This window comes from Dysgonomonas massiliensis (genome assembly GCF_900240225.1).
GTDB classification, from domain to species: Bacteria; Bacteroidota; Bacteroidia; order Bacteroidales; family Dysgonomonadaceae; genus Dysgonomonas; species Dysgonomonas massiliensis.
Genome location: NZ_OEPV01000002.1, coordinates 12870 through 30624 on the forward strand (window position 1 = coordinate 12870; position 17755 = coordinate 30624).

17 protein-coding genes and 1 tRNA gene are annotated in these 17755 nt (G+C 33.8%); 2 read left to right on the forward strand and 16 right to left on the reverse strand.

The window, feature by feature from the left end:
* Positions 1 to 178: 178 nt before the first annotated feature.
* The 9 genes from C1A06_RS02175 to C1A06_RS02215 all read right to left on the reverse strand — a co-directional run bounded on the left by C1A06_RS02175 (position 179) and on the right by C1A06_RS02215 (position 9348).
* Positions 179 to 1066 carry a Fic family protein gene (locus C1A06_RS02175; RefSeq protein ID WP_101688597.1) on the reverse strand — a complete coding sequence of 296 codons (888 nt, stop codon included), beginning with the start codon at positions 1064 to 1066 and terminating at the stop codon, positions 179 to 181.
* A gap of 309 nt (positions 1067 to 1375) precedes the next feature.
* On the reverse strand, positions 1376 to 2035 hold the full coding sequence (locus C1A06_RS02180) for a hypothetical protein (RefSeq protein WP_101688598.1): 660 nt from the start codon (positions 2033 to 2035) through the stop codon (positions 1376 to 1378).
* A gap of 1 nt (position 2036) precedes the next feature.
* Positions 2037 to 4916, reverse strand: a complete 2880-nt coding sequence (locus tag C1A06_RS02185) for an HsdM family class I SAM-dependent methyltransferase (RefSeq protein WP_101688599.1) — start codon at positions 4914 to 4916, stop codon at positions 2037 to 2039.
* Positions 4917 to 5079: 163 nt separating this feature from the next.
* Positions 5080 to 5871, reverse strand: a complete 792-nt coding sequence (locus C1A06_RS02190) for a DUF5712 family protein (protein WP_221405671.1) — start codon at positions 5869 to 5871, stop codon at positions 5080 to 5082.
* Between the two features lie 13 nt (positions 5872 to 5884).
* Positions 5885 to 6472, reverse strand: coding sequence for a BfmA/BtgA family mobilization protein (locus C1A06_RS02195; protein ID WP_101688600.1), 588 nt, complete (start codon positions 6470 to 6472; stop codon positions 5885 to 5887).
* Between the two features lie 302 nt (positions 6473 to 6774).
* Complete coding sequence (locus C1A06_RS02200) at positions 6775 to 7110, reverse strand: helix-turn-helix domain-containing protein (RefSeq protein WP_101688601.1); 336 nt, start codon at positions 7108 to 7110, stop codon at positions 6775 to 6777.
* 160 nt (positions 7111 to 7270) lie between these two features.
* A complete protein-coding gene (locus tag C1A06_RS02205; protein ID WP_101688602.1) occupies positions 7271 to 7927 on the reverse strand; it encodes an RteC domain-containing protein in 657 nt (218 codons plus the stop codon).
* Positions 7928 to 7931: 4 nt separating this feature from the next.
* Complete coding sequence (locus C1A06_RS02210) at positions 7932 to 8540, reverse strand: DUF1062 domain-containing protein (RefSeq protein ID WP_101688603.1); 609 nt, start codon at positions 8538 to 8540, stop codon at positions 7932 to 7934.
* A gap of 325 nt (positions 8541 to 8865) precedes the next feature.
* Positions 8866 to 9348: a hypothetical protein gene (locus C1A06_RS02215; protein WP_101688604.1), complete on the reverse strand. Its 483-nt coding sequence runs from the start codon at positions 9346 to 9348 to the stop codon at positions 8866 to 8868.
* Positions 9349 to 9815: 467 nt separating this feature from the next.
* On the opposite strand from C1A06_RS02215, the gene C1A06_RS02220 reads away from it, so the two are divergent.
* Both C1A06_RS02220 and C1A06_RS02225 read left to right on the forward strand, forming a co-directional pair.
* Entirely contained in the window at positions 9816 to 10097 is a 282-nt protein-coding gene (locus C1A06_RS02220) for a helix-turn-helix domain-containing protein (protein WP_101688605.1), read from the forward strand.
* A 5-nt stretch (positions 10098 to 10102) separates the two neighbouring features.
* Complete coding sequence (locus tag C1A06_RS02225; RefSeq protein WP_101688606.1) at positions 10103 to 10384, forward strand: helix-turn-helix domain-containing protein; 282 nt, start codon at positions 10103 to 10105, stop codon at positions 10382 to 10384.
* Positions 10385 to 10391: 7 nt separating this feature from the next.
* Here C1A06_RS02225 and C1A06_RS02230 read toward each other — a convergent pair whose 3' ends face one another.
* From C1A06_RS02230 to C1A06_RS02265, 7 genes are all read right to left on the reverse strand, one after another.
* Positions 10392 to 10814: a hypothetical protein gene (locus C1A06_RS02230; RefSeq protein WP_145996324.1), complete on the reverse strand. Its 423-nt coding sequence runs from the start codon at positions 10812 to 10814 to the stop codon at positions 10392 to 10394.
* Between the two features lie 20 nt (positions 10815 to 10834).
* Positions 10835 to 12055 carry a site-specific integrase gene (locus C1A06_RS02235; RefSeq protein WP_101688608.1) on the reverse strand — a complete coding sequence of 407 codons (1221 nt, stop codon included), beginning with the start codon at positions 12053 to 12055 and terminating at the stop codon, positions 10835 to 10837.
* 236 nt (positions 12056 to 12291) lie between these two features.
* Positions 12292 to 12364: transfer RNA gene (locus C1A06_RS02240), tRNA-Phe, on the reverse strand.
* Between the two features lie 132 nt (positions 12365 to 12496).
* Positions 12497 to 13657 carry a hypothetical protein gene (locus tag C1A06_RS15220; protein WP_245871983.1) on the reverse strand — a complete coding sequence of 387 codons (1161 nt, stop codon included), beginning with the start codon at positions 13655 to 13657 and terminating at the stop codon, positions 12497 to 12499.
* Positions 13650 to 14672: a thiamine-phosphate kinase gene (gene thiL, locus C1A06_RS02255; protein WP_101688609.1), complete on the reverse strand. Its 1023-nt coding sequence runs from the start codon at positions 14670 to 14672 to the stop codon at positions 13650 to 13652. Before thiL ends, C1A06_RS15220 begins: the two co-directional genes overlap by 8 nt.
* Before the next feature lie 81 nt (positions 14673 to 14753).
* Entirely contained in the window at positions 14754 to 16253 is a 1500-nt protein-coding gene (locus C1A06_RS02260) for an OmpP1/FadL family transporter (protein ID WP_101688610.1), read from the reverse strand.
* Between the two features lie 220 nt (positions 16254 to 16473).
* Positions 16474 to 17745: an Nramp family divalent metal transporter gene (locus tag C1A06_RS02265; RefSeq protein ID WP_101688611.1), complete on the reverse strand. Its 1272-nt coding sequence runs from the start codon at positions 17743 to 17745 to the stop codon at positions 16474 to 16476.
* Positions 17746 to 17755: the final 10 nt, after the last annotated feature.

The following is a 17755-nucleotide window of genomic DNA, read 5'->3' on the forward strand; positions in this document are numbered from 1 at the left end:
ACCAGAAAGAGAACTTTTACACCCTTTCGATTGACTACCAATATTTTACGTTTTCTTAAAATTGCAAACCCACACGATTTAGCACACGATTTGTTTTCATCGTTTCGCTCGCTTGTTGCAAAACTGCTTACACAAATATAGGAAAAATATCAGTTCTTTCTTATTCTAAAGATGAAGATTAATAAACAATCTTAAAATAGTCAAGTATCGCTTTATATTTATCTTGAGCTGTCAGGCAAGTATCAATTAAATAGCCATGTGCTTTTTCCCATTCCTGTAATCCACGATAATAAAACCATTTCAAATCTTCATCAATAATAAAAGGTATCAAGTTATTAGCCAAACATTCCTTAAACATAATAAGCCGACCGACACGCCCATTTCCGTCTTGAAATGGATGTATACATTCAAATTTATAATGGAACTCAATTATATCTTCAATGGTCTTGTCTTTCTTAGAGTGATAGTTATTGAGTAGCTCTTTCATCGCATTCTTAACTTCATCAGGAGGACACGTTTCCATTCCTCCTACTTCGTTAGGTAGCTTCTTATAATCACCTACCCTGAACCAATCTTTTCGACTATCCGAAGTACTGGACTTTAGTATATAATGTAGCTCTTTTATAAAAGACTCAGTAAGTTTTGACTTTGCTTTTTCAATAATCAGATCAATACACCTAAAGTGATTGGATGTCTCAATTATATCATCGACATTAATGGTTTCGTTGGTTACTCCTATTGTATTTGTTTCAAAGATATAACGAGTCTGTTCCTCTGTTAGCTTACTTCCTTCTATACGATTGGAATTGAAAGTTAAGTCAATCTGTGTACGATGGTAGATTCCACCTTTTAGTTTCATATCCTTTTGCTCTTTAAGGATATTGAGCAAAGGATTATCACTAAATCGGCTACTACTCTTTTGAGGTAAAAGGGCATCTTCGGGTATATTCCATGTTTTACCTGTTAAGAAAGCTCCTTTTATTTTCCCTGTCGCACAATAGTTACGAATGGTTCTTTCAGGTACACCCCATTTCTCTGCAAACTGACTGACTGATAAATATTGCATAAATCTAATATATTGCTGTTATCGGCGAGAATTAATCCAAACTGGCTTTAAAAGTAGCTAATTCTGCCGATATTGGCAAGGATTATTATCTCAATAACATATGAAAATATATTCTGTAAGAATTATATAATTAAATGATTGCTTCTAATTTAAACAAGATTATATCCATTATCTTCCGATAATGAATATAACAGCTAGGTATATATATGGAAAGATAGTATTTATTTAAAAGATATTTAAGGTGCGTCTGAGTTAGTATTATAGTTAAATTTAGGATGCTTAATTATTTATTAGAAGACAGCTAAATTTTTAGACTTCAACCCAAAAATGGCGTAATTCAATATTTGTTCCATTTGGACGTCTATGTGAAGATTGATATTGTTTACATAATCCTTTTCCATACTCAATAATACAGTCATTTTCCTCCCAATTCTGCTCGTTAATAGATAATTCCTTTATCCATGTATTAACTTTATGGAACCAGTATTCAAAAGTAAAATCTTGAATGTAACCTATAATTATAGAGTTAGTTAATCTAGAAGCATGTTCTCCCATTTTAAATCGAGAAATACCGCCACCTCCTGCATATTTCTTATCTACTACTACATATTCACGTTCATCTCTTCTATTTCCTGCTTCTGGTGTTGGGAGACGTTTAGCCTCTATCCACATAAAATATGGATCAGTAGTACCTTTTAAATATATCCCCATATCACTTGTTGACCTTTTCCCTACTTCTTTCGACTGATTTTGAAACCTAAAAGGGAGTAACTCACTTTCACTCTTGTCATTTAAAAGTCTTTCTAAATCCTGTGTAATATCATTTTCGGATATGGATGTGGATCCATCTTCTTTTTTAGAAAACGGCTTAAAGGAATATAGAACTTTGTCAATCAGAACAAAGACTTTATTTATTACTTTTTTCTTGGGAGGCAAATTATCGCCTTGTGATATAATTTGTCTCTCCATCTTAGTCTTGATTTAAGATATCACTAAAAGTATCGTCTGCATCTCGCAAAGCAATAGATTCAAGCCAATATCGTAGTTGTTTGGGTTTTATTATACGTATTCCATTATCATAATAGATACGCATAACCCTACTATATTTGTAATTTTTATTAAGATTAGATGTGTATAGTAGGTTATCTATATTAACATCTGTCTTTTGCATCCTTATGCTATCCATATTACTATCATAAATATAATCACAAGCATAATAGGAATTTCCTTCTGTCAGTTTCGCTAATCTATATTTTGCATTTTTATCAGCATAAATAATATTTAATAAATTACAATATATATCTGAGAAACGTTTGATATTTTCTTTGTCTGCAAGTTTTCTATTAACTATCGCTTTTTCTCCATTACCTAAAACATCTAGTTGATATGTAGCAACATCATCTATTGTTATCCTTTCGATTTCTGTAAAAAAATGTTCTAAATTATTTACATATGGGCATGACAGTATATCTGAAAGATATATTGTATAAGGGCGAATTAGAGGACGACCACTTGTCGTTGCAATATAAAAACTAACAAAGCTTTTATACTTGGTAAGATATTCTTTCAGCTCTAATAGAATCTCTTTTCTTCCCCTAAACTCAATCGTGTCTGGGACTTTTGTCCTATTTTTCAAATTCTTTTCAAGATAATCTTCAGGAAATGTCTTAGGATTAAGTGTCTGTCTAATAGACCAATAGTATATTTCGGAATCTTGGTTAGTAATATCTTTGTTATCTAAAAAGTTTAATTGTATATTTTTAACAACTCTTTCATTCTTATTTAAAGAATTTGAAGAAAGCAAGTGTTCTCTATAGACCGCTCCTGTTTGAATTTTTCCATTTTCCTTGAGCGTATCTATTTTAGGTTCCATTTTCTGAATTTTTTTTACTAAATGGAAAACTCTTATCCCTCCCATTAAATTAGACATCCATATGTTGGGGTCTACTACTGATAGTTGTTTAGGAACCTCATGGAAGTCATAATAATCAAACTCAAAATACGACTTTTCTTTACTTGGTTTTGTACGTTTTGCTATTACATGAGTAATAGGATTTTTCTCTATAGGTCTTTTCTTTTCGATAAATATTACTAAAGTAGGAATAGACGATTTAAATAGAACTCTTCGAAAGAATGTCAAGTCTATTATCTGCTTAATATTATATGTATTAAATAAACCTTTTCTAAAACTTAATGACTTATCAGAATATAAAATAGGAGAAGAAGGAAGAATTAAACATAATTTTCCTGTCTTATCTTTAAGCAAGTACATAACGGCCTCTAGAAACAAAAGAGATAACTCATTTTCCGAATTATCGAATTTTATAGGATATTTGTCTCTTATTTTATCAATATATGATCTAACTAAGATATCATTTCTTTTGTAAGGAGGATTGCCAATAACCAAATCAAAGTCATGTTTAATATTCTCATTTAGTAAAAAGTCAAAAAAATCACTTCTTACTATATTTCCTTCATTCGTAAGATTATCAAATTGATCTAGTTCCGTCCAGATTTGTTTGGGTGTTAACATTGAACATAATGCTAACTGCAAACTAAAAATTGATAAATTCGTTGAATTGTGATGCAGGTCAACTCCGAAAATATTTTTCCGAAGTATTTCCTTTAATACATTTGGAGTTGTATCTGCAAGTTGTTTTCCTGTTCTATTTTTTATACGCCATCGCTGAACAAGCCTTTTATAGGCTACTACTAAGAATATGCCAGAGCCACATGCGGGATCTATCAATTTAACATTCTCATTAAGATCATCAGAGTTTAAACTTAAAGGTAAGCATTCATCAACTAGTAAATCAACAACAAATGAAGGTGTATAAACAGCTCCATTTTTAGCTTTATTCGTTTTTAGTCCCTTGCTATTTTCTTCTTTTGGAAGAAACTCTTCATAGAAATTACTAATTAACTCTATCGGGATATGCTCAAATGAGTATTCTCTCCATCCAAATAGATGATTCTTATAATCTGCTTCAAAAAAGCGAGCAAGTGCACTAAGATCTGTTTCTTTAATAATATCGACCCATTTTTTTTCTATTTGAAAAATTCCTCCATTAAAATGTCTAGCTAAATTGTCAAATAGTTCTACGACTTTGTTATTACGAATTATTTCTTCTAACGTTTTTAGTCCTGTAGCTTCGAAAAAAAAATTATGAGCTAGATTTTCTTGAGTTTTTGGGTCTTTCCCATTTTCTTCTAGATATTTGATGAGAATGCATATTATTAGTAGTCTATCAGCTAGTTCTGGGTCTTTAATTTTATCATTAAAGTCCTCCCGAACAATTCTTAATCCTTGAATTAGTCTTTCAGAAGCAACTTTATTATTCACAAAATTATTCTTGGCTATAGGGCTCTCCCAAAATGCTCCATTATCAAATAGCTGAGCCTTATATCTTTCTATAATATCGTTCTGTATTTGGAGATCAATAATTTCAATAGGATTAGAAATAATACCATTCTCTCCAATTTCTATAGGTTTGCGGCTGTCAAAAACTTTAATAGTAGTTTTATCAATTATCATAAAAGCAGGAATTTCACATCCGCTCCATATATCACGATGAATTATAGCATACCTATTTTTGTCCCTTTTATTATTAATGTTATCGTAAATATAGAGTTGTGCCATAGGAGGTCGCCCATCATCGAACAGACGGAAATACACAGCATCTACATCAAAAAGCTTGGCTTTATCTAAAGCTATAATGATATATGGAGAAATACTACCATCTTCCATATATTTATGAAAGTTTGAAACGAGATATACAGAAGACCTATCTTGATTCTGAATTTCAAAATCAAGTTTCATTAAATTATCTATATAGTTTACTTCGCCCATAAGGTGCAAAAATATCAATATATAGATAAACAAACAAGTAAAACATCTGTTTTTAACAATTACCCTAACCTGTCTTTAATTAACTGAAATTAATTATGTTATAGCGATCTTCTAGAGCTTTATTTAATAAAATAAATTATCTTTTATGAAAAACAAACAATATTCATCTTTTTAAACCTCTATTTTGCATTCTCTCCTCTTCTTGTTTCTGTATGACTAAGGGAACTCCTGAATTCATGTCATCATGTTGTAGTGGATGAATTAATTCATTAACTCGTTCTTGCATTCTGATTTGGTCAGCGATAGTTCCATTTTTCATCGTATTGTAGTACTCGAAGCTTTCATATAGTTGTCGAGCATAGTTGAATAGCTTATCAAAGCCCTTTTCTGCTTGTTGAAACAGATTCGTTCTATCAAAACCCCCCTTGATAACCCCTTTTTGGGTGTTGCGATGGTTGGTTAATGGTGAGAGCTTGATTTTATTCGCTTGGTCTTTACGGCTTACAATAATATGGCAGTGCATATTATTGTCATCGTTCTCCGATCTATCTCGGTCAAAATGTATCTTCCCATAAAACTTAATATCCTCTGCCGACAAGCCTTTATTGAAGTTCTTGGCATATTCAGGAATAAAGACTTCCCGAACATATTTTTTCATCGTTTCGGCTTGTTCCTGTTCGGTTGTTCCCATTGCTTGCAATTCTTTAGCCGATGGGCTAATATGGATAGCGTAAAACTTAGCATCCGTTTTTAATAGTTGAGCCTTATTGTTGTCAATATCCTTTATAACTAGCGATTTATAGATATTCTCCTCTGTGAGACTGAAAAAGCCTTCCGTATAAATACCTTTCTCCATCCGTTCTAAATCTTCATGTTCGAGGTAATTGCCCAAGCGTCTACAACTCCCTGCATTATTATATACTCCGTTCGATGGTGGTGGAAAATCTATGTTCATTTTTTTGCTTGTGTTATTGCTCGTTTATGAGTTTGGTTATTTCTGCTTTTAGATTTTCCTTTTTCTTGGATTCCATTACTCCACAATTTGCCAAGTCTGAATAAAGGGAGATTAGTTGCAGTAGTTTCTTATTATCTTTCTGTTGTGACTGCTGTATTTTTGATAGTTGTTTCCCTTGATTGTTAATCGCATCTGCGTGCCTTGAAAATTTTTCACTTAGCATTCTTAGCAGATTATTTTGTCCTTCCTGATTAGCTTGTAAGCGAGAGATAATAATATCTTCCATTGATTTGACAATATTTTCAAATCTTGTTGCAATAGAATTACTTGTTCGGATCATCGGATTGAGTTGTTCTTCTTCATAGTGTCGGATAAAACGGATCAGGTCGTCTTGCCGTTTGTTAATCTTCCGAAGTTCTGCTTTGGTTGATTCAGGAGTTTCACTTGGATTGATATTTGCCTTATCCAAATACTGAAAAGCTAGTTTTATCGCTTCACTCTTTTTCAGTGAATAGCGTTTACATATTTTATTTACAGATTTGCTACATTCCTTATCTATGGAGATAGTGGTGAATATGGTTTTTCTATTCTGATTTTGCATAGTAATTACTATTTAATGGAAAATCATACATTTAGACGATTGATTCTAAGAGTTTAAAAGATTACACTAATTGGGAGTGTAATTACAGTGCTTTCAGATAAAGCACTTAAGCCGAAGGCTTTGCCCCGCAGGGCAAGAGGAGAACAGGACGGAAGTCCAGTTCCCTCTTGCTCAATTTAACCAAACAATCCGAAGCGGTAGAGCGAGGGTGTTTGAGTTAAATACGGAGTCTTTAGGGAGGGCAATGGACTAAACACAGCCCTCACTCTTTTGCTTCATTCTGCTATATAATAAATGCAGAATCATTTCAGGATTTTGCCCTCCTCTATGCCCTTGTTGAACATCACAATTTCTTTCTTAGAGGCATAGGATTGAATAAAATCTTTCACATCAGCCATACGATAGAAGGTTTTTCGCCTGACAAGAAAGTAGCGAAGTTTGCCACTATTTCGATAACGTTGGAGTGTACGATATGAAACTTTCAATAGAAAAGCCAAATCCTGATTATCCAAAAGTTTGTCATCGTTGGCAAATGCTTCTCCTGTATTTATTACAAGCTTAAGATCTCTACCTATATCTGTAAGTTTCTTGGATAGTTTTTCCATCCATGCTAAAAAATCTTCATTATCTAAATACATAATTCTTTGTTTTGAAATTAAACCTCTGTTAATTCCAATCGATTGGTAGGGCAAAGCTCGGCAGAACGGAGCAAAAAAATAGGGGTAGTAGTACACCTACTCCCCTATAAATAATTTTCAATTATCTAATATTTAAAACATTACAATTTTATATTTTGAATTATTTTTCAAAGTCTGATTGTAAATTATAACCCTGTTCAATGCTTTTCTGAATAATAACGGCTTTTAGCCTATCTAAGAATTCTGTAATCTTAGTCGGTCTACGTTTGATAACTGCTTCTTCTTTCTTGTAAATATCCCCCAAATTGACATTAAATATTTTTTCAAATAAGCGAGTAACATCAATCAGATGTAATTCTCTATTATCGATGCGTATAACTCCATTTGCAAGATAAAAGAATCCACAAGCCAATTCCATAATATCAATGAGTTTAATCTCTTCCGAATTTATACAAATAGGAGATTTCCATTCAGACTCAATATTGATAAAGAACTTAGGGTACTCCATTTGTCTGTAAAGAAGTTCCAGCTCCTTTTCAACTAAGGTTATCAATTTATCCAAAAACACAACCTTTAACTTATTGTTTTCAGTTGGATGAGATTGCTCAAAAGCCTTTATTGTTGCAAATTCTATATGGGTTGTATTTAGTTTTCTAATTATTGATTTGTTATCCCTTCCCTCATTCAGATAAGTGAATAATTCTTCAACAAACTCCAGATATGCAGATGTCATATTCTCTACTATTGATTTATCAATCTGATAAGGGTGCTTCAATAGTTGATATATACGTTTTTCTGTTAACTCCCAGTTTTGCATAGTATTATATTTTTAGCATATATAATTTTTCCTTATCTATTTGTATGACATCTCCATTTTTAACCCGATGATTATTAATTAACTGTATGTTAGACGAGTAAATGGATTTCGATTCAAGTAGATAATTTAACTGGCTTGCAGATAGATTTAAACATCTTCTGATTACATGTGTCAATCTGAGATTAAACTCATATTGACATTTTATTTTAAATATAATGATCTCACTCTCGTGATTAGCGATATCTACCAAAGAGATATTATCATGCAGTATTTCATATTCAACATTAGAGTAATCTATCTCAATATTATTTTTGCGTCCCATCTCTGAAGAAAAAGCGTACTTCCATGACATTTGAGTGTCATTATCTGAGAATTTTTGAAATAATTCTCTATTCTTCAATAGAGTTGATTTTACTCTAGAGAATATGTTTACGTTATATGTACTATCACACTCAAGGCATCTATAAATCAACCAGACATCTACATTCTTCTTTTGAGAATTCATTCTGAACTTTTCACTACAATAAAATCTATTACAATTACAATGACTACATTTTTTCTTTATTAAAGGAGTGTTTTTAGCTATTATCTCCCATGTATATTCTTTTTTCATTTTTCTATTGGCTTAATATTCGTTGTTGCTTTTTCACTAGCACTCATGGCATAGACTATCTGTCCAAGAAATTTTATCAAATACTTAATTAAGCATATGGATAATCTCATGAGCGATAAATAATTCAATGAAAAACCAGTTCGAGTAGAAATACTCAAACGAAATAATCATTAGCCTGTGGTTATGAGGCTAACTATTAAGCCAGTATAAGTTTAAGAATTGTTCTCAAAATATAAATATTTAGAAATGTGTTAATATTTAATTGATAGCGATTCACACGAAAAGAGGGATACTCTCCTCTCGTGTGGGACTAGGATTAGACTCCCTATTGCATATTTTGTAATAGTTGCATAAACTCCTCAAAATTCGCTTGGTTATAGGTTTGAATAACTGCTATTATAGGAACAAAAACAATCATACTTACTAATAAGCCTTTTCCTAATATCTCGAATTCTAGCTTCTTCAAAAGCGTGTAGAGAGTCCACAAAATCGTAATTGTAATTATAACATGCGTAGCATGGGCAAATATGTTTACTTCGTTCCAAGGCATAAGGAATAATCCCATTGTTCCATAATAGTACATAGGTAGTAAAGGAATACTCAACCATAAACTCTCTTTTCGCACAAGATAAATAGTGAAACATACTAAATACACTATCATCGTAAGGGAGCAAGCATTAAAAGCAAGCCATTGGCTAACATTTAACTGTACAGCAACTAAAAAGAAATATCCACTGTTTAAAAGGGAAAGCAACATTAGAATCGTAAGTCCAATCCCAATAATCTGGCTTTTATTATTTGAATTCATAAATTGATTTGTTTAGATTATACATAACATCAAGTCTTATGGCAAAAAATCGCCATTGAAACCTTGAATTTATAATACATGAAAACCTATTCAGAAAGAATATTCCGAACAAAAAAGCATCAACCTGTGGTTTTTAAGGCTGATTACGCTGTAATTATCAATTTAAGAATTGCTCTCAAAGTAGAGTAGATATTGGTTTATTAGGTAAATATAATATTTTTTTCTTTCTGTCTGATAAACAATCTTCCTAAAAAGAGAATAATAAAAGCAAGGTTTTGTCAAATAATACGCTCGTAGAGGAAGATTATTTGTACAAACTCGTAGAGCCTGACCTTGATTTAGTTATTCTCTTGCTTATATCTTCGTGTTCAGATGAAAGAAAGACAATAGTACACAACTACTGCCACAAAAGTGCATTTCTGAAAACCAATCTTTTACAAGTCTATATTTGTAAAAAATCGCAGGATATGGATATAGTAGGAATAGAAAGAGAATCTTTTGATTCATTCAAACAAAAATTAGAACAGTTGGCAAAACTTTCTAAAAATCAACCTTCAACTGAAAGTCTATCTATCGAACAAGAATGGATAGAGGGGAAAGAGTTGGCTCGTTCGTTGAATGTAAAGCCTCGTTATCTACAATCTCTTCGTGAAAGAGGGAAGCTTGCTTTTTCTACCATCGGAAAGAAAATCTACTATCATATCAATGATGTTAAGGCATTGATTGAAAAAGGTAAACCCAAAAAATAACTTGAATGGAAGTTTATACAAACGAAGATAGCCAAGAGCTTTTGCAAACTCTGAAAGATGCTTTGCCCTATATAGAACATATTATGAAAACACATAAACCTCTGTTCGATGGAGAACGCTATCTGACAAGTGAAGAGCTTTGCAATATTCTTAAAATAAGCCGACGATCTTTACAAGACTACCGAAATAACGGAATTTTGCCATTTATCCAGTTGCCAGGGAAAATCTTGTTTAGAGAGTCGGATATAAAGAAGGTGTTGGAGGAGAGGTTTCGCCCTGCATATTAGTCATTTCTTATCTTTCTTGGCTAAAATCTTTTATTAAATAAGCAACTCCGTAATTACCTGCACTATGCCAAGCATATTTCCATTCACCCTTAATAAGAATATTCTCTTTTTCTGTATTAATCCGAATTATTACATCATTTTTTGTTTGTTGTATCTTGTCGAACTTCAATTTGGAAATTAATATAATTACCTTATCATTTTCAAAAGGTGTTACATGATCTTTGATATGATAGTTTAGAATTTTGATTTTAGTATTGTCAACTAAAATATCAAAATGCTTGGAGAGTTTTTTATCTTTCTTTCTCCTAATTTTTTCTTCATTATTTTCGTCTGCCATACCTCTTCCCAAATTAGATTCAACAAATCTAACAAATATCTGATAACCACTCCTTATTATGTATTCTAAAAATAAAACGGTTGAGTATTTCACAATACCCAACCGTTTACCTCTTACTTTATTGCGAATTTCTTTTTTACTCCCTGCATATCCCGCCAGATACTTTGATCTAAGACTTTAGCATATCGCTGTGTCATCTTTGTACTAGTATGACCGAGCATCTTAGCCACATTTTCCAACGAAACATTATTGGCGAGAGCAACCACTGTAGAGAACGTATGTCGCCCTGTATGCGTGGTCAAATTCTTCTTAATTCCACAGCAATCGGCAATTTCCTTCAGATAAGAGTTCATCTTTTGATTAGCCATAACAGGCAATAGTGTCCCTTTCTTTTGACACAATGGATGGTTTTTATACTTCTCCAATATTTGCAGGGGAATATCTAATAATGGAACATTACACATCACATTTGTTTTCTGTCTGCTCTTACGAATCCACAAATTACCCTCATTATCAGGGACAATATGTTCCTCTCTCAACTCTGATACATCTATAAAGGCTAATCCGCTGAAACATTGGAAGAGAAAAACATCACGAACTAAATCAAGACGAGGAATATCAAATTCCTTTGTTCTCAATATCTCCAGTTCTTCTTTAGTCAGAAATTCTTTGTGTACCTCCTGCTCATGAAATTTGATATTGACAAATGGATTCTTCTGAATCCAATCATTCGCAATAGACATATTCGTTATTTTCTTAATCACTTTCATATAGCGAATCAAAGTGTTTTCAGATAGATTCTTTTCCACTTTCAGAAAATGAATATAATCTTGAATGAGTGCATGATTAACGTCTCTCAGAGGAATATCTTTTACTCTATGTTTCGTTAATACCATTTCTTTAAAATACTTTAGGCAAGTATCGAAACGAGAGATCGTAACCTTAGCATAATCTTTACCAATCAGCTCTCTACATCTGTCGTTATGTTCTTGAAATACTTGAAAGAGCATCTTGTGTTCTTCATCCACTCCGAGGAACTTCCTTTTTATTTCATTGGGGTTAATCAACCTTTCTTCTTCTTCCATTCTACGATGAATATCATACAGACGATGCCGAACAGACTCCAAATAACGATTAATCTCCTGTGAGGCTATATCTTTGCCAGTACATCGTTCTTTTGTCTGATTCCATAGAGCAGGGTTTACATCACGTTTTAATTGGATTTCAGCTTGTTGTCCTTGCATAGAAATGCGAAGCATAATTGGAGTGTTCCCCGATTTTTTTAGTTTAGTCTTTCTGATAACAAAAAGGACATTAAAAGTTTGTCGTTTCATACGCTAAAATTTAATCGTTTAAAGATAATTATTTGAATTTTTAGCGAGTTTCAACAATAAGCAAATCAGAGAATTAAGACCTAAATCGTGACCTTTTTTTCGAGACTCTAAATTGGTCACGATTTTGCACACGATTTGTTGCCTAATTTTGCCGAAAAAGTGAGAATTGGTATAAAAGAAAAATCCCTGAAAGGGTTAACTTTCAAGGATTTGCTTCATTTTAAGTCTTTTAAAAGTGGTGCCACCAGGAATCGAACCGGGGACACAAGGATTTTCAGTCCTTTGCTCTACCAACTGAGCTATGGCACCATTGCTTGATTGCGAATGCAAAGATAGACTATTTTTCAATTACTCCAAATAAATTCTCAAATTTATTAGCACAAAATTCAAAATAACCCTTTTGCACACTCAAAAACACCTAAAAACACGGCTTCTCGCAATTCAATTATCAATCCACGGAATCATCGTCAACGAATTTAAAACCAAAGCCTCAGCCATAGGACTTATATTCATATCTATGAAACGCACATCATATCTTATTTCATTCTTCGCATCTATAGTCGATGCTCCCAACCCTATTAATCGTTCGATCTGCTTAGCTGTCTTGAAATCTCCCGAAACAACAGCAGGACCTAATGCAAATTCATTAGCAGGAATACTATATCCAAGAATTATCGGCCCTGAATCTATATCCGAATTACCCGAAAAACGCTTGTCTGTACGCTCTCTGAAAAGCCTGAAAGCTCCCAGATTATCACTAAAATAATTCTTATAATTCTTATACAGCTCTAATGCAAATTCTTTATCGAACTGATATATGAACATTATACTCCACCCCAACATCGATCCACGAGGTTCTTCGTCAGCTTTTCCTATATATGCATCAACTGTAGAATACAAAACTCCAGTTTTCGATTCTATAAAATTCTTCTTTGCATATTTTATCCAACGATCGCAAATCGTATCAAAACTACTACCCACATTATGACTATGCAGCTTGAGTGAAGCAAGGGCAACCGTATTATCCGGAATCCATATTGCTTTTGGGTATGATTCCAGACATAGAAAAGACTTCTCATCATATCTTCTAAACAAGGATGCAGAAATACAATCATTAAGCTGATTATAAGACTCATCATCCGATATTAATCTATAACATCCTAACATCAAATTCAGATGACCTAAATACAAAACTGAATAATCTGGTATAGAATCCGACTGCAATAAATCCTGATCTATTCTATACTGACTGCTTACAGCATTATCCAGAACTTTATCAATACATCCTTTCATTAATGGTGCTAAACGTTCGATATAAGACGAATCGCGGCAAATTAAATTTGTAAAAGCGTAAGTAGAATAAGCGTAACTAAAAAGCATGAACTCGGAACTCTCGTAACCCAACTTCACTACCGCCGAATTACCATCCAAAGGCTCATTAATTATGCGCGACAAATAATTTACTCGTTTGTCAATTTCTTCTCGATCAGGATAAGTATAAGTTAACGAGGAGAGATAGATCCAATAAAGCAAAAAAGGTATAAGTAATAAAATTATCACCTTATACCTTTTCTTTATTTTCGGGAATGGATTCTTAACCATGCTGCCAACCTTGTGCCTTTATCTCTATCTCGCCACCATCACGAGTTTCAAGAATTTTTCCAAATTTTTCTTCTGTTATATGCCCAATTACATGTATTCCTTTTATTTTCGAAATTTTTTCATGCATGTGCAATGGTACAGTAAATAACAATTCGTAATCCTCACCACCGTTCATAGCCACTGTCGTAACATTCATATTGAATTGTTCGGCCATAACAGCTGTCTGATAATCAATCGGGATACGCTCTTCGAAAATACGGCAGCCTACGTTACTTTGTTTACATATATGCATAATTTCAGATGATAAGCCATCCGATATATCAATCATTGATGTTGGAACAATACCATTCTCAGCTAGAAGAGTTACAATATCTTTCCTTGCTTCAGGTTTGAGCTGTCTTTCCAACAGATATTCTTTTCCTGCAAAATCAGGAGTAAAACTTTCTGTACCATTATAGGCGGATTTTTCACGCTCCAATAATTGCAAGCCCATATATGCCGCACCTAAATCACCTGACACACAAACCAGATCGGTATTTTTAGCACCATCACGACAAACAATAGTACCATCAACGCCTTCTCCAATACAAGTAACACTTATTGTTAATCCGGTAAAAGAAGCAGAAGTATCGCCTCCCACTACGTCAACGCCATATTGCTCACAAGCAAGATATACCCCTTCGTAGAAAGAGTCTAGATCTTCAACCGAAAATCGTTTTGAAATGCCCAGAGAAACAGTAATCTGTTTCGGCTGACCATTCATAGCATAAATATCAGAGAAGTTAACAACCGCAGCCTTATAGCCCAAATGTTTTAGCGGAACATACACAAGGTCGAAATGTATTCCTTCAAGCAACAAATCGGTAGTTACCAATACTTTTTTATTGTCATAATTCAATATGGCAGCGTCATCTCCAACGCCTCTTACCGACGACGGATTTTTCAATTCGATATGTTTTGTCAAGTGCTCTATTAAACCAAATTCTCCGAGAGTTGATATTTCTGTTCTTTGCATTGCTATTCGTTATAAATGAGATAGCAAAGTTAGTCAAAAATATCAATCCCCGGAGAATCCGTATATGATATATAGCGTATCTTAGAACGAGAATTCTACTCCCGCTGCAAAAACTTTATTTTTTCTAGAATATACAGTTTTTCCTGGTATTGGGAAATTTGCATTATCCAAGTAATTAGCCTTATTTATAGTCTGATCAGAATATTCCGTCCAGAAATAACCAACATTTATAAGTACATTCTTAGCAACTTTAGCAGCTCCACCAAATCCAATTGAATATGAATTCAATGAGAAACTTAGGTCTGATTGGAACTTGTCTTCCAAGTCGTATCTTGTCATTTGACCTCCAACACTCACTAGGAAAATATCATTGATCTTATATTCAGCACCAAACAAATATTCGTCAGTACCTGTGATATATCTATTTTTGTTGATTTTAAGAGTATTACTACTACTTTCTACATCCGAATCTGTATCAAAGAATCTATGATAACCAGCATTAAGAGTTAATTTTGGAAGTACTTCGTAAGATGCACCAATAGTAAGTAGTGCTGGTATATCGTGCGCTACATTCACACCATGTTTGAACATACCTGTGTTGTCTATCTTCGTTTTATTTTCTACGTTCAAGTTGGTTTTGAACTCGTATTTGATACCAATATTCAATTTTTTATAATTGAAATTGAATCCTAAAATAGGAGAAACACCCCAACCTGATTGTTTACTATTCAATCTAGCTCCGTCTTCTGTTGTAGCCAAACCCAACAAGCCCAAAGAATTAGCTGTTGCCTCATCTCCATTAGCCAAAGCGTCAGCAGCTGCCTGATTTAAAGCCTCTCCCGGATTCATCACGTGTACTCCATCAGGATAACCCTTACCTTCCAAGCCTTGAGTTGCAACTTTTATTTTAAGATCGCGAAGATATCCTTCGTATTTATTATTCACAATATTCAATCTGAAACCTGCATAGACCGAAAACATATCATTGATTGCATATGTACCTCCTATCTGAGCACCATATATATATGAAGAACCCGACATGTACTGATCCAAAGAATAGCCTACTCCTTTAAATATATCGTTTCCTATTGGCAAATTATTTTGTTCTGCAAAACCCTTAGCTATAATTGCAGGAGTAACAGACATCATTCCTTCGAAAGAAGCCAAACCATCATTAAATGTAGCCTTACCACCGCCGCCTGTAACAGCTAAACTTCCTGACAATACCCATTTGCCCTTTTTGTATGCCGCTTGCAAACTAGGAACAATAGGAGCCGACGCTTCACCAATAAATTGCTTTGTTGCATTTCCTCCATTCATGGCGAAAGGAGCATAAGTTGTTGTAATAATTCTTTTTTGAAAAGCACTTTGATTAGAAAATGAGAAGTGGAAACCATCTCTTCCTAATTTAGCTAAACCTGCAGGATTATAATATGCCCCATCAACAGTTGTTGTTGCATCAAGTGCAACCAAACGGATAAATCGAGCGCTTTGATTCGTATTAGTCAATACTCCTCCGGCAAAAACCGCCGAAAAACTCAACATCACAGATGCTACGAGTAATGTAATCTTTTTAGTCATGTATAATCAAATTTATAATTGAACGGCGGCAAAGGTATGTTTTATTTGAAATTGTTCCAAATGAAACTATTTATTTTTTCACGAAAATTTGCATTTTAACTATTTAAACTCAATCAACATGATAGGTTATCTAGTTAAACCACTGCCTTTTAACATTCACACATCAGTAAAAAGGATCTGATCTAATGCTGTAAAAAATTCAAGATTTTAAAGTTGTCAATCAGAAGAAGAAACTAATCAACAACATGATATTCAACACTGTAACTACAGTTGCTATCAAGTAGAGAAGATACTTCGTTGACTTTGTGTTTGCATACTTACCCATCACTTTCTCGGACGAGGTCAAACGTACTTGCAAAAACACCGTTAAAGGTAATTGAAGGCTCAATATTGCCTGAGAAATAATCAACCCCATGAAAGGATCTCCAATCACGAATATAATCAATAGAGCCACTCCAAATGAGATAAGTACACCCGTACGCGAGTGAAGATCCTTCACATTATATGGTTCGTCGTACATTCCTGCAAATATTGAACCTGCAGCAATACCCGAAGTCATAGTCGAAGATATACCTGCAAACAATAGAGCCAGAGCAAAAACGACACCGGCATTTTCGCCCAACAGTGGATCTAAGAGTGACTTCGCTTGCTGAAGATCATCAACAATAACTCCTTCTTTATAAAAAGTAGCTGCCGCCAACAAGATCATTGCACTGTTGATTGCCCACCCAATAACCATAGAGAACAACGTATCGAAAAACTCGTATTTGAGCTGCTTTTCAATTACTTCTTCATCTTTCAGATTCCATTCGCGGCTCTGTATCACTTCCGAGTGTAAGAATAAATTATGCGGCATTACTACTGCTCCAAGAACACTCATTATGAGAAGCATACTTCCTTCGGGAACACTCGGAACTACCCAAGAGCGGGCAGCCTCGCCCCAATCCACTTCAATAAGGAATAATTCATAGATAAACGACAATCCAATAAGCGATACAAAAGCAATCACATAACGCTCGATTTTCTTATACGAATTCGAGAACATCATGATAAATACAAATACTGTTACAAGAGATGCTCCTATCTTAATAGGAATATCAAATAACATATTCAGAGCAATTGCTGCTCCAAGTATCTCGGCTAATGAAGTAGATATAGAAGCTCCAATAGCCGACCAAAGTATAAATCGTGAAGCGGGACGAGGCAAATATTTATTTGCAGCTTCAGAAAGACACAATCCGGTTGTAATACCCAGATGGGCTACATTGTGCTGAAGAATAATAAGCATGATTGTGGATAAGCTCACTACCCACAAAAGCGTATAACCAAATTCCGACCCGGCAGCGAAGTTTGACGCCCAGTTTCCGGGATCAATAAAGCCCACAGTTACCAATAAACCCGGGCCAATATATTTGAAGAGGTCTAATGCGCCATACTTTGGTTTTGCATGTTTAGCACCGTAAACTTTCTTTATTTTATCCAGTAAATTCATCTTCTATTTC